The organism is Spongiibacter sp., assembly GCF_984394615.1.
Genome location: NZ_CFHTQA010000018.1, coordinates 42,427 through 63,098 on the forward strand (window position 1 = coordinate 42,427; position 20,672 = coordinate 63,098).

16 protein-coding genes are annotated in these 20,672 nt (G+C 56.8%); 2 read left to right on the forward strand and 14 right to left on the reverse strand.

Annotated features, from left to right (window positions below; all coding sequences use genetic code 11):
- Positions 1-28: 28 nt before the first annotated feature.
- The 13 genes from AC5DB9_RS08795 to AC5DB9_RS08855 all read right to left on the reverse strand — a co-directional run bounded on the left by AC5DB9_RS08795 (position 29) and on the right by AC5DB9_RS08855 (position 16,804).
- A complete protein-coding gene (locus tag AC5DB9_RS08795; RefSeq protein ID WP_272991512.1) occupies positions 29-214 on the reverse strand; it encodes a hypothetical protein in 186 nt (61 codons plus the stop codon).
- A 96-nt stretch (positions 215-310) separates the two neighbouring features.
- Positions 311-490 (reverse strand): hypothetical protein, encoded by a 180-nt coding sequence (locus AC5DB9_RS08800; RefSeq protein WP_272991513.1) that lies wholly within the window; start codon positions 488-490, stop codon positions 311-313.
- A gap of 854 nt (positions 491-1,344) precedes the next feature.
- Positions 1,345-2,121, reverse strand: coding sequence for a glucose 1-dehydrogenase (locus tag AC5DB9_RS08805; RefSeq protein ID WP_272991514.1), 777 nt, complete (start codon positions 2,119-2,121; stop codon positions 1,345-1,347).
- Between the two features lie 10 nt (positions 2,122-2,131).
- A complete protein-coding gene (locus tag AC5DB9_RS08810) occupies positions 2,132-2,950 on the reverse strand; it encodes an SDR family NAD(P)-dependent oxidoreductase (protein WP_022958802.1) in 819 nt (272 codons plus the stop codon).
- 25 nt (positions 2,951-2,975) lie between these two features.
- A complete protein-coding gene (locus tag AC5DB9_RS08815; RefSeq protein ID WP_272991516.1) occupies positions 2,976-3,971 on the reverse strand; it encodes an MDR family oxidoreductase in 996 nt (331 codons plus the stop codon).
- A gap of 17 nt (positions 3,972-3,988) precedes the next feature.
- A complete protein-coding gene (locus AC5DB9_RS08820) occupies positions 3,989-5,365 on the reverse strand; it encodes a DUF1329 domain-containing protein (RefSeq protein ID WP_272991517.1) in 1,377 nt (458 codons plus the stop codon).
- Between the two features lie 80 nt (positions 5,366-5,445).
- Positions 5,446-7,353, reverse strand: coding sequence for a DUF1302 family protein (locus AC5DB9_RS08825; RefSeq protein WP_272991518.1), 1,908 nt, complete (start codon positions 7,351-7,353; stop codon positions 5,446-5,448).
- Between the two features lie 34 nt (positions 7,354-7,387).
- Complete coding sequence (locus AC5DB9_RS08830; RefSeq protein ID WP_272991519.1) at positions 7,388-8,332, reverse strand: YCF48-related protein; 945 nt, start codon at positions 8,330-8,332, stop codon at positions 7,388-7,390.
- A 1-nt stretch (position 8,333) separates the two neighbouring features.
- On the reverse strand, positions 8,334-9,716 hold the full coding sequence (locus AC5DB9_RS08835; protein WP_337924572.1) for a DUF1329 domain-containing protein: 1,383 nt from the start codon (positions 9,714-9,716) through the stop codon (positions 8,334-8,336).
- Between the two features lie 46 nt (positions 9,717-9,762).
- The gene (locus AC5DB9_RS08840; RefSeq protein ID WP_272991520.1) at positions 9,763-12,231 is read right to left on the reverse strand and encodes an efflux RND transporter permease subunit; all 2,469 of its coding nucleotides are present in this window, start codon (positions 12,229-12,231) and stop codon (positions 9,763-9,765) included.
- 378 nt (positions 12,232-12,609) lie between these two features.
- Positions 12,610-14,211, reverse strand: coding sequence for an AMP-binding protein (locus AC5DB9_RS08845; RefSeq protein WP_272991521.1), 1,602 nt, complete (start codon positions 14,209-14,211; stop codon positions 12,610-12,612).
- 15 nt (positions 14,212-14,226) lie between these two features.
- A complete protein-coding gene (locus AC5DB9_RS08850; RefSeq protein ID WP_272991522.1) occupies positions 14,227-15,462 on the reverse strand; it encodes a thiolase family protein in 1,236 nt (411 codons plus the stop codon).
- Between the two features lie 13 nt (positions 15,463-15,475).
- Positions 15,476-16,804, reverse strand: coding sequence for an acyl-CoA dehydrogenase family protein (locus AC5DB9_RS08855; protein WP_022958812.1), 1,329 nt, complete (start codon positions 16,802-16,804; stop codon positions 15,476-15,478).
- A gap of 146 nt (positions 16,805-16,950) precedes the next feature.
- Here AC5DB9_RS08855 and AC5DB9_RS08860 point away from each other — a divergent pair, with 146 nt between their 5' ends.
- Positions 16,951-18,000 carry an AraC family transcriptional regulator gene (locus AC5DB9_RS08860; RefSeq protein ID WP_272991523.1) on the forward strand — a complete coding sequence of 350 codons (1,050 nt, stop codon included), beginning with the start codon at positions 16,951-16,953 and terminating at the stop codon, positions 17,998-18,000.
- Here AC5DB9_RS08860 and AC5DB9_RS08865 read toward each other — a convergent pair.
- Positions 17,970-18,908 (reverse strand): AraC family transcriptional regulator, encoded by a 939-nt coding sequence (locus AC5DB9_RS08865; protein ID WP_169530648.1) that lies wholly within the window; start codon positions 18,906-18,908, stop codon positions 17,970-17,972. The two genes, AC5DB9_RS08860 and AC5DB9_RS08865, sit on opposite strands and share 31 nt — an antisense overlap.
- A gap of 242 nt (positions 18,909-19,150) precedes the next feature.
- Between AC5DB9_RS08865 and AC5DB9_RS08870 the strand changes: the two genes are divergently transcribed.
- A complete protein-coding gene (locus tag AC5DB9_RS08870; protein ID WP_022958815.1) occupies positions 19,151-20,263 on the forward strand; it encodes a saccharopine dehydrogenase family protein in 1,113 nt (370 codons plus the stop codon).
- Positions 20,264-20,672 lie beyond the last annotated feature (409 nt).

Here is a 20,672-nt window from a genome sequence, read left to right on the forward strand (position 1 = left end):
AAGGCCGAACTATGGCCTTTCACTTTTTTTATTTCGACGCCAGCGCCTCCCGCGCACATTGGATCGACGCCACGCGCTCGGCAATCGTCGTCTCCTCATAACAGGCAAGTTGCTCAAAGGAATCGATACCGACCTCCTCAAAGCGCGTTATGACCGTCGGCCCCACGCCCTTCACGGCCAGCAACGCCTGTTTCTCGTCATGACTGAATGCCACGATGTAACTCCCTGCCGCCTTGCAACAAGGCAGAAATAAAAACGCCTGCACACACGGCAGGCGTCGTCGCTAAAAAGATAAAGACTGACTCAGCGATCAGCGCGGATGATGACTCGCCTGATGCGCGGCAAACTCGTCCTTGCTCACAGTACCATTACCATCTGCATCAATATCGGCAAACGACGGCATGTTTCCCATATTCTTCATCGCATAGCCCTGCTGAGCGCGCTCACTGACACGCTGGGCGCGAGCCTTATTGAACTCTGACTCCGTCACAATTAATCAGATGTTCCTTAATACAGATGTTTTTTCTTGTATAGATCATCTTCCTTAACCCAATGTGGCACGGACCAAACTCCCCTCAGCACTGCCGAGCACGGCGCGGTCAGCGCGGGAATTGCGCGAGGACTGTCTGAGCCGACAGGCGAGTTCCGCAGCGCCCGAGCTGACCGCGCCGCGCGCAGGGGATCGGCGGCGACAAGCCGACGACAGTGATGCGGGGTGCCCGTTACTCGGCATTACATGCCTCGCCCTTCGGGTCGCCGACAGGCGGCGCTCAATGCGAAGAGCGCATTGTCTCTTTGCTTACTTTCTCTTTGGGCACACAAAGAGAAAGTAAGTCGCCCAGCAGGGCGAAACAAAATCTATCCGCTAGTAGCAAGAATTAGATCGAAAAATCAGGCAGCAATCATCAAGATCGCTAAATTCCTATCGCGGTTAAAATCGTTCCCAGGAATGATTTATTCTCGCAAACCATGGAAGAACCACCTTAGACCGATGGCCAGTTCCGTAGCGCCCAAGCGGGGTGCCCTTTACTCGGCATTACATGCCCGCCGACATGTAACACTCAATGCGAAGAGCGCATTGTCTTTGCCTACTTATTTTTTCGCGCAAAAATAAGTAGGTCGCCCAGCAAGGGCGAAACCAACACACACTCAACCACAAGCAATCAGGAACACGTCCAGCAAAAGGACAGCAAATAGCAAAACCAATGCCATCAACATTGAATAAAAAAGAGTTGGAAAAAACGAAAAGCAGGGAGCGACCCTAGACAATGCACTGACAATATAAAGTGCGGAAACACCCACCGGGGCCGACAGTGGGCATTTCCTATCCCTGGAGGGGAGTTCTTACCGGGCGGTGTAACCACCATCCATCACCAGCTCCGAGCCGGTCATATACCGCGACGCATCAGACAGCAGAAAAACAATGCCACTGGCAATTTCTTCCGGCTGGGCCATGCGTCCCAAGGGAATACTCGCCACCACACGCGAGGCAAACGCAGCGGCATCGTCATCCGGCAGTTGCGCGAGCGCGCCACTGACCAGCGGCGTTTCGACATAGCCGGGGTGCAGGGAGTTAACACGGATGCCGTACTGACGGTCGGCGCAATACAGGGCCAATGACTTGGTCAGCGCCCGCACCGCGCCCTTGCTGGCGTTGTAGGCGGGCAGCATGGGGTCGCCGACAATACCCTCGATGGAAGACACATTGACTATCGATCCGCCCTGCGACTTCATGGCCTGAATGGCCGCCCGACTGCCGAGGAACACGGCGTCGCTGTTGATGCGCTGGGTGCGACGCCAGCCGTCCAGGCTCTCGTCTTCCGGGCCGCAGATCACTGCAATACCCGCGTTATTCACTACTCCATCGATCCGACCATAACTAGCCACGACCATTTCCAGGCAGGACTGCCATTGCTGTTCGTCGCAGACATCCAGCGCAAAGAACTCGGCATCCGCGCCGCTGCTGCGCAGTGCTTCACACAGCTCGCGACCGGCGGCAGCGTCGATATCGCTGACCGCCACTTTGGCACCGGCGTCTGCCAGCGCCCGGCAGGCGGCCGCACCAATGCCCTTGGCAGCACCGGTGATCAGCACCACCTTGTCTTTACAATCGATACTCATCACACACCTCTTATGCGGCAGTAAAGCCGCCATCCACGGTCAGTTCCGCGCCGCTGATATAGGCGCTGGCGTCGCTGGCGAGGAACAGGGCCGCATTGGCGATATCTTCAGCAGTGCCGAGGCGCCCCATGGGGATCATCTGCTGTTCAAGCACAGCCGTGGCTTCCTCGCGGCTTTGGGTAAGCCCCACATCCACGAAGTCATCGTAGACCTGCTGCGCCATCGCCGTGTCGATCAAACCGGGGTGCAGGGAGTTAACGCGAATGCCGTAACCAAAGCGGGCAAATTCCACCGCCGAATGTTTGCTGATCGAGCGCACCGAGCCTTTGGTAGCCCCGTAAATGCTGTGGCCGGGTACACCGATCAAGCCAGCAATGGATGACAGGTTAATCACGCTGCCACCCTTGCCGAAGCAGCCACCGGGCTGCATGGTTTCTGCCGCGTAGCGCAGGCCGAGGAATACTGACTGCACATTCACTTCGTGGATGCGGGTCATCTCTTCGATGCTGTTGTCTTCCAAACGACCGCCAATATAAATTCCGGCATTGTTGACCAGAATATCCCAGCGGTTGTGCCACTGCTTCAGTTCGCTAACGAGGGCGTTCCAGTCTTCCTCCAGAACGACATCCTGCTGAATGGCTCTGGCGTCGTAGCCTTGTTCGTTTAATTCTTCCGCGAGGCGTTGGCAGCTCGCACCGTCGATATCACTGAGCAATACCGAGGCACCGGAATACGCCATGCGCTCTGCACATGCGCGTCCAATGCCTGCGGCCGCCCCGGTCACCACCGCCACTTTGCCTTGTAGCGAGAAAGGATCTTTATTTTTCATTGTTATATTCCGTTTTTATTTGTCGTTATGATGCAGCGATATTCACGACAGCGCGACCGCGAATCTGGCCCTGCAGAATCTGCCCCGCTGCCTCGGGCAATTTATCAAAGTCGATCTCGACCGCCATGGCTTCCAGTTTGGCAAGGTCTACCGATTCCGCCAGACGCTGCCAGGCCTGCTCACGCAGCGCCATAGGCGCGTGCACCGAGTCGACGCCCAGCAGTGCCACATTGCGCAGGGCAAAGGGCATCATATTACCGGGCAGATCCAGGCCCTGCGCCAGCCCACAGGCCGCCACCGCGCCGTTGTAGTGAAGCTGTGCAAGCACGTTAGCCAAGGTGTGGCTGCCGCAGGAATCGACGGCCGCCGCCCAGCGGGTTGCCTGCATCATCTCGCCCGGTTCGGACAACTCACGGCGATCAATCACCGTATTGGCGCCCAGACTTTTCAGATAATCACTCTCCTCAAGCCGACCCGTAGACGCCGCCACGGTGTAGCCGAGCCCGGCCAGCAACATGATAGATACACTGCCCACGCCGCCCGAGGCGCCAGTGACCAGCACTTCGCCCGAGTCGGGCGTAATGCCCAGCTGCTCCAGACGCAGCAGTGACAGCATGGCGGTATAGCCCGCGGTGCCCAGCAGCATGGCGTGACGCGTGGTAAACGCCGAGGGGACTTTCAACAGGTAATCACTGGAGATACGCAGACGTTGGGTATAACCGCCGTTGTGGGTTTCGGAGGCGCCGTAACCGTTCATCAGCACTTTGTCGCCGACCTTGAAGCGGCTGCAATCCGACTTCACAACAGTGCCGGCCATATCGATGCCGAGGATGAGCGAGGGCTTCTGCACAATGGGAATTGCATCACTCATTGCCAGACCGTCTTTGTAGTTGACGGTAGAGTACTCAACCGCCACTTCCACATCACCGTCGCCGATTTGCTCACTGCTGAGCTGCTGGAATTCCACGCGATAACCGCTTTCATCGCGGACGCCCACCAGGGCTTTGTAGCTTTCTGTCATGATGATACCTCTAGTTGTCAGTTACCCAGACGGCGCAGCGCACCGTTGGTCAGATAGCGGTTATAAATTTCGTGGTCGTTGACCAGCATGCGGTGGCCGCCGGAGATCTCGGCGAGCTGTTCGATGCGGGTCATTTTGCCGGTCTGTACGTCGAAGGCGTGGACATGGCACCAGGACCAGTAGGGATGATCGCCGTCCATGACCTTGCGGTCGCCGTCGTCGTACAGGCCATAGGCGCCATCGAAGGAGCGGAACATATCGCCGCGACGGTCGAAGGTGACCATGCCCAACGGCAGTTGCGTGCGGGCATCAAACCACACGCGCTTGACGCCCACCGGCGCTCGGGGGAAGCCGGTGGGCTCGGCGTCCACGGCTATCGCCTCCGGCACCAGTTCTACTTCGGTATCCCAGAAGGTTTCGCCTTTGGGGCCGCCATGGGTATTGTGCGACCAGTCTTCGCTTTGCGATGCCCAGCCGCCGCTGACCGCCGCCAGCATCGGGCCACGACCGACGATGCGGTAGTTGCCCCAGGTGTGCAGCGGATCGCCCGCCGCCCAGGCGTCGGACAAGTACAGGCTGGACCCCGGCACCAGCGGTTCAAAACGCTGATCGGTGGGGAAGCGACGAATGCGTTTGAAGTCGGGGATGTAGCCGTAAAGCTCGGGGAATTTGTTCTGGTCGTAGTGCCAGATATTCAAGAACGAGGTGCCCCGTACGCTGTCCGGCGCGGTGAAGAACACGCTCTGATAGCGCAGCTTGTCTTCGTGCCCTTTCCAGTAGGGGCCGGGCAGCACAACGCGTCCGGTGGGCGCATACTCTGCCCAGCCGTTTTCGTAGCCGTAGCTCACCTTGCCGTCGCGGTTGAGATCGTATTCGCGAATCGCATAGAACGAGGCGTCGTGACGCCCCCAACTCAGAGTGAGCCCGGCGAAGAGTTCAACGCCGGTTTTGGCATCGGGGAAGGGCAGACCGCCGATCCAGGGTTTGCCATCGGCCGTGACGACATTGCCGTCGGCGTCGAACTTCGCCTGGCCGCGATGGCGGAAGCTGGCCTCGAGGTATTCCCAGGGGCTCAGCTTCATAATATCGGTCGTGGTGGCGCGCAGCTTCAGGCGTCGCCCCATCTCTTTGACCTGCATATAGGTCACCGGCCCGAGCAGCTCTTTAACCAGCTCGACATTACCGGCATCGATGAAATCACCGGCTTTCAACTTGCCGCCGGTGTAATCCTCAATTGAGCGCAATTCTTCCGGGTAAGCCGCATTGGCCTCGCCGTGTTTTTCCATTGCCGCCCAGACGGGCATCAGCAAACCGGCACCAACAAAGCCGCTGCCAATGCGCAAAAATTCTCGCCGCGAAAATTGACGGTCAAAACGTCGGATGTGAAAAGTCATGCAGCGTCCTCGCGGAAAAAAGCCGGCGACAGAGCCGCCGGCAAGGTCCCATTACTTCCTGAGGGTGGGTATGTGAATACTCAGAACTGGTAGGCCACGCGCAGACCGAATTCGTCGGTCCAGTCGATGGTCTGAATAATGTTCTCGTTCTCGTCACCGCCCAGCTCGCCATCGGTGTAGTTGTAGAACATTTCAATGTTCCAGTTACCCGAAGGCTTCCACTTCAGTGCGGGCTGAACAAAGACACCGCCGCGTGTGTCGTACAGCACCGACAGGTCGGCACGCCACACCAGACCGGGGAAGGGCTGTTGCAGTGCCAGTACCAAGCCGTTCCAACCGTCTACACCTTTGGGCGCATTGTTGACGGTGCCGCCCATACCACTGAGGTGACGCCCGAACAGGTCAGATTCGCTGCGGTGCATCCACTGGAAGACCATATACGTTGCCGGGAAGGCCTGGCTGAAGCGTTGGTATTTCTCCAGCACCAGAGCAGTAACGTACTCGTCTTCAACGATGTACTCCTGACCCAGGTCGATGGGCGTAAAGGTTTTATCCGGGGTATAAGACACCTCGAAGTTCAGGATCAACTGATCGGTCCAGCTACCCGGTTCGCCGCTGAATACATAGCTGAAACCCGTGCCAAAGACATCTTCACGATGATAGGTGCGCTCGATATGGCCGCGCAGACCGCCGTTGCCATCGCCTGTCAGCACGCTGCCAACACCACCGGTCAAGATGAAGAACAGATCCAGTTCTTCTTTCGCTGCATCGATATTCGGCACCGGGCGCGCGAGCAACAACTGCGACGCAGGGAAGTCGGTAATCAGCTTGTTCAAACCTTCAACACCATCCAGTCGTGCCATACCCGCGTAGGTGAACCATTCCTCGGCACTCCATACACCAGTAGGATCGATCTCGAGTGGCGTCTGCGCCAGAATCGCGCCGGTACCCGGCAGCCCCGGAACATCGCGATTCACACCGGATGCCGTCCAGCGCAGTGCGCCATCGGGGTTGTAGCGATTGGTGTACATAAACTGCAGGCCGAAGTCGCCGATAAAGCCTTTCAGGCGGAAGCCACTGTTGATCTTTTCGTCGTACTGCTCGTAGCGATCATGCACCGTAAACTGCGAGGGAATGACGTTGTACGGAGTATTCGGGTTCGCATAAATACTGGGCTGGAACTGCTGCGCGAACATGTCCAGCTCCCAGTTGGAGTTCAACTGGTAAGACACCCGCACCGCCGGTGAGGAAATCCGCTCATCCGCATATTCTTCCGACGCGAAATCGAGGATCAGGTGACGGCGAAGATCGAGGCCGTTCGCCACGTCGAACACGCGGAAGAACAGTGCCTGCCCCCAGGCGATTTGCTGGTTACCGGCACGAACCAGCAGCGGGCCATTCTGGTAATCCACATACAGCGAGGGGAAGTCGACCATGTAATTGTCGCCGGCAACTTCGAGGCGGTTTTGCTCGCCACCGGTATAGAAGTCATCGTACTCAAAATAGTTGGGCTCACCGTAGAGGTAGCCATCAGCATTACTGCCCACCTGATCGGGGTCAAACTCATCGTAGGCAGTGGCATCGAAGATCGCCCGCAGCTTAGCGGTCGCCGACCAGTTGTCGGAGAAGCGCAACTGCAGCGTGCTCTCAAGACGCGCCTGCGTGTGATTGAAATCGTTGCTGGCTGGCTCGACGGAACGGGTCGCCGAGTCGGTAATCGGTATTGAGACCGGCAGCGGCAAATTCAATCCCAGCAGCGTCCCGGCATTAATGCCGCCGTTACGCTCAACCGTTTTACCGTTAAACAGGTTTCCCCGCTGGTTATAGGGGTTTTCTTCATCCGTCGTTTTCGCGGCGACTTCTACTCGCAGCAAACCACTTAGGCTGTAATCAACACCCAACAGCTCGCCACTGAGTGACCAGGCCGGGCTGCTGAATGCCACCGCCGCGGCAGTAAGCGCCGCAGCATGTGTTTTATTATTTTTCATTTCAGTTCTCCACTCGGTATCTACTGCTCAATTTCTACAGCGAAATTTTGACGACGCGCGCAAACTGTCCGACGGCGTAAAACTCATTGCCGAGAACAGCGACGTCGCTGTACCAGTTTTCAAGGAACAGATCGTGATGCAGGTTTTCGGCGCGGTTCGCCTCCGGTGCGATGCTGATCGCCTGACGGATGCCGGTCGCCACCGCCTTGCCGTCGGGACGAATCGCGACGTCCATCAGAATGGCTTCATTACCGCTGTCGATGGCCGCCCAGCTATCACCGCCATCGCGGCTGCGCAGCACGGTGCCACTCTGGCCAACCGCGTAAGCGAGACCGCTGTCGGACAACGCAAAACCAAACAGTGAGGCGTCACCCTGGTGCAGCGATGTCCAGCTCTGGCCGCCATCATCGGAGCGGGCGATCAAGCCAAACTCGCCGACAATAAACACCCGGCCGCGCGCATCGAAGCTGACGTTATAGACGTGAGGCTGGTAGTCCTGACCGATCAGCGCAGGCCAGTCGATCTCGGCCTGCGTCCAGCTGGCGCCGCCATCTTTGGAATAGAGAACGGTGCCAAACGCGCCGGTCGCCACGGCCCGCCCCATTTCGCCTTGCGCAACGGCAAAGAGACGATCGCGGGTGGGGGCGTCCACTTCCTGCCAGCCTTCACCGGCATTGCGGAAAATTTCGCCTTCCTGACCGACGGCCAGCAGCCGTCCCTGACGCTCGGAAACATCAAACAACGACGTTCCCGGCGCGGTGGCGGCCTGGATTGTCCAGGCTTTGCCGTCAGCACTGCGACGCAGCTCACCGCCGGTACCGACGGCAATCAGGCCGTCGCTGCCGCGACTGATGCCGAACAGAACGTCATGGGGGTGCTCCTGATGCACTTGCTCGCTGCTGGCGGCGAGCGCGGGCAGCGCTCCCCCCAGCAACAGCGCACAGCCTGCCGCCGTTAATGTGCGTTTTAGTGGTTTCACATTAACCCCCGAGGCGCTGCATAGCCTGCACAGTCAGGAACTTGTTATAAACGTCAACATCCCCAGGGTTGTAGTTTGTCTTGTAGCCTCCGGTTACTGTTTTAACTTGTTGGAAACGACTCATTCGATTCGATTGCACATCGTGACTGTGAACACTGGACCAGGACCACGCGGGATGCGCGCCATCCATATTGGTCAGCTTGTCGTTGGTCTGCAGCGCATAGTGCGGCTCGAACGATTTCCAGATTTCACCGCGACGGTCGTAGGTCACGTAGGCCACGTACATCTGGTTACGCACGTCGATCCACACACGGCGCTTGCCGACAGGGGCACGGGCATAGCCGGTAGGCTCGGACTCAAGCACGATACATTCGGGCACCAGCTCCATGTAGGTATCGAAGAAGGTCTGGTCTTTCGGGCCACCGTGCGTCGGTTTTTCCCAGTTGTCGTCGTAGCCACCGTGGAAGTTACGGGGACCGATACAACCCAGCATGGGCTTGCGGCCAACGATCTTGTAGTTACCCCAGGTCAGCAGCGGGTCACCGGCAGCCCATGCGTCGGACAGGAACAGAGTGATCCCCGGTACCAGCGGCTCGAAGCGCTGGTTAGTGGGGAACTGACGTACCCGGCGGAACGCAGGAATGTAACCGTGCAGTTCGGGGAACTTGCGCTGGTCATAGTCCCAGATGTTCAGGAAGGACGTACCGGCACTGTCGTTGGGCGCGGTGAAGAACACCGACTGGTAACGCAGCAGATCTTTCTTGTCTTTCCACACCTGACCGTCGGCGCGGGCGGTGGTGTTCAGCTCACTCCAGACGAAATCGTATTGGTAAGACAGGTCGCCATCTTTATCGATATCCCAGTCGCGCACAGCGTACTGCGACCAGTCGTGACGACCCCAGCTCAAGGTCAGATTGTATTGCGCTTCCACACCGTTTTTCGGCTCCGGGAAGGGGTTACCGCCATTCCAGGGCTTGCCGTCTTTCGTCCAGACATTGCCGTCTTTATCGAGTACCGCCTGGCCTTTGTTGCGCAGGGTCGCTTCCAGGTATTTCGCCGGGAACAGTTGGCTGGCGTCTTTCACCGGCTCAACAATATGAATGCGGCGACCCATGGTTTTCACGTGCATGTAGGCGACGGGGTCGAGCAGGTCTTTAACGTGCTCAACGTTGTCGGCAGTGATGACATCGCCGGGCTTAACCTTGCCTTTGGTGTACATCTCGATGGACAACAGCTCATCGGGATAGGCTTTGCTCATATCCGCACCGTTGGCAATCAGCGGCCAGAGTGGCGCGATGACCCCTGCGGTACCAATACCTTTGACGGTTTTTTCAAGGAAACTGCGACGGCTAAAATCAGGTCCGTATTTTTTAATGTGCATCATTCACCTCCGGGTTAAACCCTCAATTATTGTTAGGTACTGTCACCGCTTAGACTTCGGTGACAGCCTCAGCACGAAATGACGGCTTATTACTGCTGCCAGCACTCATGCCGTCTTCTTCCAGTATTTTGCTGATATCCATACCTTCACCCAGCACCAGAATGTCTTTACTCGCCACAAACTTCGGCTTCATTACCCACACCAGCAGCGGCAATACCACCAGTGCGATAACCATGTTGATCAGCATTACCAGCACCAGCAGCAGCCCCATGTCGGCCAGGAACTTCAGACCCGACAGGAAGTACCAGGGCAGGATGCCGAGCAACATGATGCTGGCGGTGAACATGATCGCCTTACCGGTTGTGGTTAGCGCCGAGGTAATGGCGACACCGTAATCTTCACACTCGTGGAATTCTTCGCAGATACGGCTCAGCAGATAGATGCCGTAGTCGATACCAACACCCACCCCGATGGCGGCTACCATCAGCGAGTTGATGTCGAGACCAATCCCCATAAAGGACATGCTGGTCGTGAGGATCATGTTCGACAGGTTGACCGGAATCAGCAGCACAATACCGGCGACAATCGAGCGGTAGGCATAACTGGCGACCGCCAGAATGACCAGGTTCAGCAGACCCATAATCAGCCAGTGATAACGCTCAACCACGTGGTTAATCGCCTGTTGAATCGCGATGGTGCCGCTGCCCAGTCGCACGGTGAACGCGTCGTGATCTGCGTTGACCTGAGCGACAGCATCGCGCGCCGCAGCCAGGGCGTTATCAACCGTGTCCTGTTTGTTGTCGGCGTACCAGAACGACACCGTGGAGTTCTGCAGCTCAAAGTCCACCACGTTTGAGAAGGCCTTGGGGCTGGTCCCCATCAGCACCGCCGAAGCCGCCGCATTAACCGCGCGGTCATTGCTATCGAGCGGCAGCCACTTGGTATGCCCGCCGGAAATCAGCCGGTTGGCGTCCATCAGGTAATCGGCGAACGACAGCGTCGCACGCGGTGCGTGCTCACCGGCTTCCATAATGGATTGCAGCTGCAACATGGTCGCCACCGCGTCGGCTTGCTTGGCAACACGGTCGCTGCCGCTGTCGCCCTTGGCTTCAAGAATCACTTCCAGCGTATTCACGCCGGGGAAGTGGTCATTGATCTTCGCCACCGACACGTTGAACTCAGAGTCTTCCCACAGCAGGTTACTGCCTTCCACCGGATTACCAATCTGAATCTTCATGGAGTGGTAGAAAGAGAACGCACCGATGAGCAGAGTGATGATCAAGGTGTAAGGGGCCACACGTCCCTGCGACAGGCGGGAAATTGATGCAAGTGCACCTTTAACCTTGCCGTGGAAACCACCCGAGTGATCACTGACGATCTTGTCGAGATTGCGCGGCTCGGGCAGCACAGACAGCAACAGCGGCGCCAGGAAGACACCTGTCGGCGCCAGCATCATCGCCCAGAACCCGCAGAACAGCGCAAAGCGTTCCATCGCTGGAATCGGCGCGATGGAGATCAGGAAGATACCGGCGGCGTCAGTGATAATGCCGAGAATCGACGGCGCCATCATCACGCTGGTGGTCAGACCGGCGGCTTTCACCTTGTCACCGAGCTGAGCAAAGATTTCGTAGAAGCGCTCGGTAAACTGCACACAGTGACTGAACGAGCGCGCAATGAGCAGCAGCGGCACGATCATCAACAGGGGCTCGATGGGCATCTTCATCCAGCCTGCAAAACCAAAGCCCCAGATGGCCGCCACGATACTGGCGAAGATCGGCGTCACCACACCGGCAATATTCTGGGTATAAAACACCAGTGCCAGAATCAATGCGCTGAGCGTGATGGCAAAGATGCCAATCATCTGGTGCTGGTATTCATACACCCAGCCGGTCAGTGCAGGCTGGCCCGCCATGTACACATCGTGATGTTCGTCGCGAGCGTCATCGGCCAGCTTTTTCACGTAGGCAAAGGCTTCACCGTAATCGAGACGCTGCTCAATAAAGGTGGCGGTAATCAGCGTAGCGGTTTCATCTTCAGAGATCAGAAAGCGTCGCGCATTGGGCGACTTGCGAACATTGTCTTTAAAGAGCTGCACTTCTTCAGCGGTGGCCGGAACCGTATCGCCCATCAGCGGCTGTGCATCGATACCAAAGGGCGTCGCTTCTGCGTAGCGGGCTTTCTCGGAGGCAATAGAAAGAATCTGGTCGTGGTCAACGCCGGGTGACAAGTCGATGTCACGCGTCAGGTCCCACACTTTTGCCAGGGTTTCCGGGTTATAAATATCGCCGTTTTTATTTTTCACCATCAGGGTGAATGTCAGCGGATTACCGAAATTCGGATGGTCTTTAAAAACGTGAATAAACGGATCATCTTTCGGCAGCAGATCAGAAAAGATCGTTTCCAATCTGACGTTCTTCAGACCTGCGGCAAAGAACAGGGTTACTGCCAGGAATAACAGCGACGCAATAACGCGATGCTGTAATACGGCCATGGCAATTCGGCCTCGAATATTATTCATTTCGCCAGTCCTTCAACACCGTAAAGCAGGCAATGCTCTACGTATTATTTTTTTAGTTCATGCAAACCGGATGCATTCAGATTAGTCACTTCTTCACAAGTCGGTAATGCGCGTTCCCGACCCTTTTCCTGTTAATTTACGACAGGCCAAAAAGTGCTTATGAAATAAATGCTTGTGATGATTTTCACGCCGATTCTCTTCTTATATTTGTTATTCTTTTTAATCATTTTCGGGGCATTCTCCAGCCACCAAAAACCCACAGCAAAGCCGCCGTTTTGGAAAATAGAGAAGTCCTTTTCGAAAAAAAAGTATGCGCCGCCTCAAGCGGAGCTAACACTACCCGTTAGGGTAGTCGTCAACTCTGCTCGACGTTCGCCGTCAGGAGGCGAAGTCATACACGTGGTTTTTCTGCTCTTTAAATAATTCAAAGCAAAAACGTGCCTGGGGCTTTTCCGATGCCGTTTTGGGAATTTCCGACAGCACCTGAATAAAGCTTGGCAACTCGGTGCGCCCCAACGACTGGCGACAGTGCTGCAGCAGCTTTTCCGGCTGGAAAAGGCAGGCATCAACCGGCACCACCGCGGCAATCACATCTTTCTCACCCGGCACACCGCTCAGTGCGGGAATACCGTAGACAAAGACATCGGCCACATCGTCGTACTCGGCAATGGTTTTTTCGATTTTCGCGGTATCGATAAACTCGCCATTGCGACGAATTTCATCGCCTTTACGGCTATCGAAATAGAACCAGCCATCTTGATCACGATGACCGATATCGCCCGTGAAAAATACACCGCTTTGCACTTTTTTGGCAGAGGCTTCAGGGTTTTTGAAGTAGGTCACGGCCAGCTCGGGCAAGCCAGGAGCCGCTTCAAAAACAATTTCGCCGCGCTCGCCCGGCGCACATTCACGGCCATCCTCGTCAATCACCCGTGCAATCAGGTTTGCCGGTGGCTTACCGATACTGCCGACCGGGCCGCCCGGAGGATTGAAAATCATGCCGCCTTCGGCAGCGCCGTAGAACTCGAACAGCTCAACATCGAAGCGCTTTTTGAAATCTTCCCAGATCGCTGCGGGCATACCCGCGCTAAGGATATAGCGCACCGGGTTGTCTGCATCATCGGGACGTCGCGGCTCACTGTAAATGGCCGTGGTCATACCGCCCAGCAGATTGAACATGGTGCAGCCATAGTGACGACAGATATCCCACAGTCGCGACTTGGAGAAACGACGGCTGATAACCCCGCGCATTTCCATTTTCAGTACGTTGCCCAAGGTAATGAGCTGCGCATTGGCGTGGGTCAGCGACAGGCCCGTGTAGGGACGGTCATCCTCACGCATATCAATCATCGGACCGATGGAGGCCACATTGTCGAAGCGCAGATACGGAGCGCGAATGGCTTTCGGATCGCCCGTCGTCCCCGAGGTGTAGAGCATCTGCATGACTTCTTCCGGGCTGTCTACCCGACATTCACGCTCGGTGTAGTCACCGGCAATCACCTGCTCGTAGGCTTCAACGCGAGGGTCGCTGGGCAGCGTCACTTTTTCGCCGGTATCCATGACCCAGATCCAACGGATCTGCGGCATGTTTTTGCACACCTCGTACACGCGGTTAAAGCAGTAGTCGGCACAGAACACGCCGGAACATTCTGCCCAGTCGAGCATGTAGTGAAGACGATCCCCGCCGGTGTGCGGATCGATGGGAACGAATACCGTGCCCGCCAGTGAGCTACCTACCATGGCGTCGATAAACTCGGGGTGGTTCTGCATTACCAGCGCAAAACTGCTGCCTTTTTCCATGTCGCGCTCGAGCAGCGCCTGATTGATTCGCTGCCCTTGCTCCCACAACTGGCGATAGCTGCGGATTTCGTCTTCGAAATCACCGGCGGGATTGATATTGACGAAGGTCAATACATCCAGGTCCGGGTTTTTCTGCATCTTGGCTTCAATTAAGTTCGCCAGAATCGCTTGATCTTTCATTGCTTCCCCCCGCTTTTATTCTTTTGACAGAACGCTCAACACCAGCGCGGCGGCATCACTGCCGATATAACCACCGCCGTTCTCTGCCAGCGCATGTCGAGCACCCTCGACCTGACGGTCTCCGGCCTCACCGCGCAATTGGGTGACCAGTTCAACAATCTGTGCCGCGCCGGTGGCACCAATCGGGTGCCCTTTGCGCATCAGGCCACCGGAGGTATTTACCGGCACCTTGCCGCCCAGCGTGGAATCTCCGCGAGCAACGAAATCGCCGCCCTCGCCATCGCCGCACAGGCCCAGATACTCGTAATATTTGATTTCAGAAATAGCGGAAGCGTCGTGCAGCTCCACGCAGTCAATATCGTCGGCGCCGACACCCGCCTGCTCGTAGATCGCGGCAGCGGCTTGCGGCACCATTTCATCTTCGCCTTCGGCACGGTCCCAGCCGCTGTGCAGGCTAGATGCCTTAACACGCACGCAACGCGACATGCCCAATTCTTTGGCTTTCTTCTCACTGACCAGCACAACCGCCGCCGCGCCATCGCCGATGGGCGCGCACATGGGCAAGGTCAGTGGCGAGACAATTTCCCGCGCCGCCAGTACCTGCTCAATTGAGACGCGATCACGGAATTGCGACAGGGGGTTGAGGCTGCCGTGGAAGGAGTTTTTGGCAGAAACCGCCGCCAACTGCTCGGGGCTGGTGCCGTAGCGGTGCATATGCTCCCGCGCCCAAGTGGCATAGATATCGATAAAGATGGAGCGCGTGATGCCTGCCTGACTCATGTCCAGTTCAGCACCAATCGCCTCGTTGCGGGTTTTCAAACCCGCTTTGATGGCGTCGATCTGGTCGACATCAATCGCACCGGTAAACACCGAGAACGTCTTTTCTTTATCTTTGTGGTACAGCTTTTCATAGCCGCACACCAGCACCACGTCGTACACCCCGAGGGTGACCATCGTAGCCGCCTGTTGAAAGGCCGTTGCCGACGTGGCGCAGGCGTTTTCCACATTGATGACGGGAATACGGCCAATGCCCATGTTGCGCAGCACCACCTGACCCGGCACACACACTTGGCCGGTGATGACACCTGCAGCGGCATTGCCCATATAGGCGGCGCCGAGATCCTTGGCGCCGATACCGGCATCTTTTAATGCTTCATTAATCGCCGTAGAAGCCAGCTGACTCAGACTTTGATCAATAGCATTCCCAAAGGGCGTCATACCGACGCCCGCAATGTAGGCTTTCTGTTTCAAGGGAAACTCCGCGTTACTTACCCAGCTTCTCATCGTCGATCAGATAGCTTCCGCCCTTGATCGCGAGTACTTCGTTGCAGCCGTCCTCAATCAATGAGGCACGGGCATCACGCAGCATTTTTTCCATCGGGTATTCTTTGGTCAGACCATTGCCGCCAAAAATCTGCAGCGCGTCGCTGCACACCTCGAAGGAGTTTTGAGTACCGGTGGTTTTGGAGAACATGGCCGCACACAATGAGGGGACGGCTGTCTCCGGATCATTGTTGTAGTCCAGCCCACGGCGGGTTATCGCCCGTGAAGCTTCAACTTTGCGGAACATGTGGAACAGGCGGGATTTGACCGACTGGTGATTGATAATCTGCGTACCGCCCGCGATACGCTCGTGAGCGTAGTCCAGCGCCATATCGGCGGCGGCCTGAGCCAGACCGGTGAAGGTGGCGCCCATCAGGGCATTGGCTTCAGCGTGAATGCAGTACACGGCACGCTGATAATCTTCCGGACCGGCCAGCAGGTACTTGCGCGGCAGCCGAACGTTATCGAAGAAAATTTCGCCCTGGTTCAGCGCGCGCTGACCCATTTTATCCAGTGGCTTGCCGCGGGAAATGCCGGGCAGGTTCATCGGGAACACCAGCACACAACCGTTTTGCGGGTCCGGGCCATTGCCGCTGTCGGCAGCGCAGTAAAGAATGCAGACATCGGCGATAACGCCGTTAGAAACCCACGCCGCTTTCTGACCATTCAGAATAATATCGTCGCCGCGCAGGTCGGCCACGATATTCGGGCGACCGTATTTGCCGCCAGGCTGGGCAGCACTCAGACTGGGGTCGAGCATGTCTGAGCCGTGGTCGGGCTCGGTGATACCCCAGCAGCCCAGCATGGTATCGGGGAATTCTTCCAGCAGGTCAGCGCGGCCAAATTTGGCACTCAGCCACTGAGGCAGAATGCCGGCACCTACAGAAATCGCCAGGCCGGCGTCGCCGTAACCCAGCTCTTCAAATAGAATGCCGAACAGCAGTGCCGCCTCACGGGGGGGCATTTGGCTCAGCGCTTCAATGGTGACGCCAAGCTCGAGATATTTTTGACGGAATTCCCAAAAACGCGAATCTTTGGCAATTACCTCTTCGGGGCTCAGGCGGTCCAGTTCAATGCCGATGGGGCGCACCACGTTCACGGCAAAGTCGCGCAGGGTTTTCTGGAATTCAGCAATGTCCTCTGGCAGCGTGGCTTCAGCGCCAGACGGGGTCAGCTTGCTCTTAGGCGTAGCAGGCCAGCTGTACGGGGGAGCATCCAGATTGCGGTAATCGAATTCGGTGGTGTTTTCGGCAAGGGCGTGGTCAGTCATGACGTTTCCTCTACATCGTTATGTTTGTTATTGGCGAGCAATCGCGTTGATAGGATATTAGCCATCGCGGCCGAAAAGGCAGATGTTTACAGCAGACATTCTGATTGTTAATTTACGACAGCCTTAAATTATGTGTGTCGTGACCCATGGAGATCCGCTCTTCACTGTCAGTGCCGCCGGCCCGTCATCTGGGCTATGGCCTGAACCCGCTGATTACTCTGCTGAAAGAGCACGGTATCGACCCCCTGTTGGTCATGGAAAAGGCCTCCATTCCAGAGGAGGCGCTGGATAGCCCCACCTATCAGCTAACGCCGCAGCAGGAGCTGAGCTTCACGTCTGAAGTCATTCGCGCGCTGAATAAGCCCGAGCTGGGCCTGATTGTGGGCAGCCGTTACCACCTGTCGGCCTACGGCCTGCTGGGGCTGGCGGTGATGACCAGCGAAAACCTGATTGCCGGCATGCAGGTGCTGTACAAAAACATCCTGATGACCTGGACCTACATGCAGTGGATCACCGCGATTCGCGACGAGCGTGCCTATGTCAGCCTGGAGCCGTTGCGGGATTTGGGGGACAGTCACCAGTACATGATCGACCGCGGGCTGGTCGCCTCGCATATTATTTTCAAGGAAGCACTGGGGCGGGATATTCCCGTGCAGGAAGTCTTCTTGCGCCAGCCCGAGCCGGTGTACGCCGACGAGTACCGCCGCTACTTCAACTGCCCGGTACACTTCAACGCGGTGGAAAACTGCTACGTCTTTGACAGCAGCCTGCTTTACGAGCCCCTGTTGCAGGCCGAGCCGGAAACCGCCCGCATTTACGACAGCCAGTGCGAGAAAATCTGCGCGCAACTGGCGCGCAACTACACCTTCTCGGATGTTGTCCGCAATCAGATCCTGTCTTCACCGCGAGAGATTTTCACACTGGAAACCATCGCCGATCAGCTCGGCATGACGGCCCGCACCGTGCAGCGCAAGCTCAGTCAGGAAGACAGCAGTTACAAGAGCATTCTCGAAGACGTGCGCAAGAATCTGGCCGTGGAATACCTGCAAACCACCTCGTTTACCCTCGAGGAAATTGCCGTGCGCCTCGGCTATGCCGACTCATCCAGCTTCTGCCACGCCTACAAGCGCTGGACCGGCGTTAATCCGGGCGAGCTGCGAAACGCTCAAGCCAGCGACAAGCCGTCGCGGAACTGAGAAGGCGCACATCCCGACCAGCGCCGAAAGGCATGGCAGAAATGCGCGGGATCGCTGTAGCCCAGCAGCGAGGCGATCTGCTCAATACGCATGTTGGTACCCTGCAAATACTCTCTGGCCAGCGCAAACCGCAGGTCGTCGACGATCTTTTGATAGCCGATGCCGTGCTCACGCAGACGCCGCCGCAGGGTTCGCCCAGACATATTCAGCTTTTCCGCCACCACCTCAATGCCCGGAAAGTAACCGGGGCGCAGCAACAGCATTTCCCGCACTTCATCCACAATGCTGTTTTCTTCCGATAACCGCGCCTTGATGCGTTCGCCCCGCTCAATGCACAACGCCGCTGTGTCGCTGTCGCACTGCAACATGGGCACATCGAGAATATCCATCGGCAGACTGATGGCGTGGCGACTGGAGGAGAAGACCGGCAGGCGCCCGAATACCTCCACATAACGCGATTCGGCAACCTGACGGGGATGTTTGAACTCCACGCGGGAAGGCACAAAATCGTCCCCCAGCAGACCGCGCAGAATCATAAACGTCGCCACCATCTCCCGCTCACTGAGCATCGGCACATCGTCGCGATGGTAGTCGTCGGCATCCATCAGCATCACCACCTCGCCGTGTTCAACGCGCATATCGTGCTCGTAGAACGCAAAGCTGAGTTCGACGAAGTGGTAGGCCAGCTTCAGCGCCTCGCGCATGGTCGAGGCGCTCATCAAGGCGTAGCCGTACAGGCCAAACAGGCTGAGCGGGTAACAGCTTCCCACGTACAGACCAATACCGGGATCGCCGCAGACCTGGCGAAGATTGCGCAGAAAAATCAGCTCCTGACTGAGGCTGACATGCTGCTCGGGGCGCTCCAGAATCGACAGCGACAGCCCGGTGCCCGCCAGGGCCTGAGCCACGGTTATGCCCTCGCTTCGCAGCCGCTGCAAGGGTGCCAAAACGGTTTTTGCGGAATGATATTTCGGTTTCATAAGCGTCTTTATATTTACTTCACACTCACGCCGATGTCCACTTTTCGCAATCACCTGTCCGTTTTTCGCATTCCCGAAACTTTCCCACAGGATTACTTTTTGTCTCGACGTTCAGCGCTGTGCTCGCAGCGTCGGCCAAGCCTCACAAAAAAAATTATAGGAGCAAGACCATGTCAGACACACCGAAAATCCTTATCTATGGCGCCAGCGGTTACACCGGCAAACTCGTTGCCGAGTGTCTAGCTCAGCGCAATCTGCCGTTCTACTTCGTCGGTCGCAACCAGCAAAAACTGGAAGATGCGCTGGCCATTGTCGAAGAGCGACTGGGCCACAAAGCCCCGGCCACCATCGTTCGCGCCAACAACGACAAAGCCGAACTGGCCCCCCTGTTTGAAAAAGTCGAAGTCGTGATCAACGTTGCCGGCCCCTTCATGCAGCTCGCCTGGCCAGTTGTCGAAGCCTGCCTGGAAAACAACTGTCACTACCTCGACACCACCGGCGAGCAAGATTTTGTTATCGCGGTACGCGACAAGTACGGCAAAGCCTTTGCCGAGAAAAACCTGCTGCTGAATCCCGCCAACTCCTACATGTGGGCAGCGGGTGCACTGGCGGCTGAAGTCGTGCTGGAAACCGAAGGCGTCGACACCCTGGACATCACCTACCAGATCAACAACGCACTGCCTTCACAAGCCTCAACCAAATCCTTCCTGCGCATGGTGAACAACCCGCAGTACATGATTAAAGACGGCGAAATGGTGGAATGGCAGGGCGACCGTCACTTTACCGTGAGCGTTCCCCACCTGTCGCAGCCCGTGCTGGCATTGCCGTGGAGCGGCGGCTGTGAACCCGCTTGGTACGAACACGACGACCGCGTGCGCAACTGCCGTGTACTGACCGCCTTCGGTGACGAAATCATCGAAAACGTGGTAGCGGTTATCCACCGCTTCCAAGAAGAATCCAAGGGCATGACCCAGGAACAGAAAGAAGAGCTGACCAACCGCTACGGCGACGAAATGACCCCCGCCGAACCGCCGAAAGACTGCCGCGATCTGCACCGCACCGTCATCACCTGTATCGGTCAGGGTCGTCAGGTCACTACCGTGTTCCCGCTGTCACTGAACGCGCCCTACACCTTCACCGGCGAAATCTGCGCCGAAGGTGCCGAGCGTCTACTCAACGGCCAACTCAAAGCCGTCGGCTTCCAAAGCGCCACCGGCGCCTTTGGTCACCGCGAGCTGCTCCAGCGATTCCACGAACTGGGCTACACCAACCTGCCCGGGTAAAACAACTCGAGCAAAACAAAAAGCCCCGCGTCAGCGGGGCTTTTTCGTTGGGTGGAGTATTTGGCAGGGTCTCCGGAGCAAGATAGTTTCACTGCTTCGTGCCATAGGCCTTTTTAATTGCACTTGATACATAACCCCCCACCGTTTTACAAATCACCCCCATCCCCTAACGCCACCAATAACGGTAAACTTGTGATTATGAGTTTTGTACAACTATGCGTAAGGTCGCCCAAAAGGGTGCAGCAACTCATTTTTTGGGCCTTGTTATATTTATTACCCATAAGCATCTTTTAACAACCTCAGCATCGCCTTACTAACTATTTCTATAAGTAGGCTTTGTAGTTCCCCCGTTTTGATGGATACCTTCTGATGCCTCAGGAGGTGTAGTGGCATAGTCAATTTGGCCACC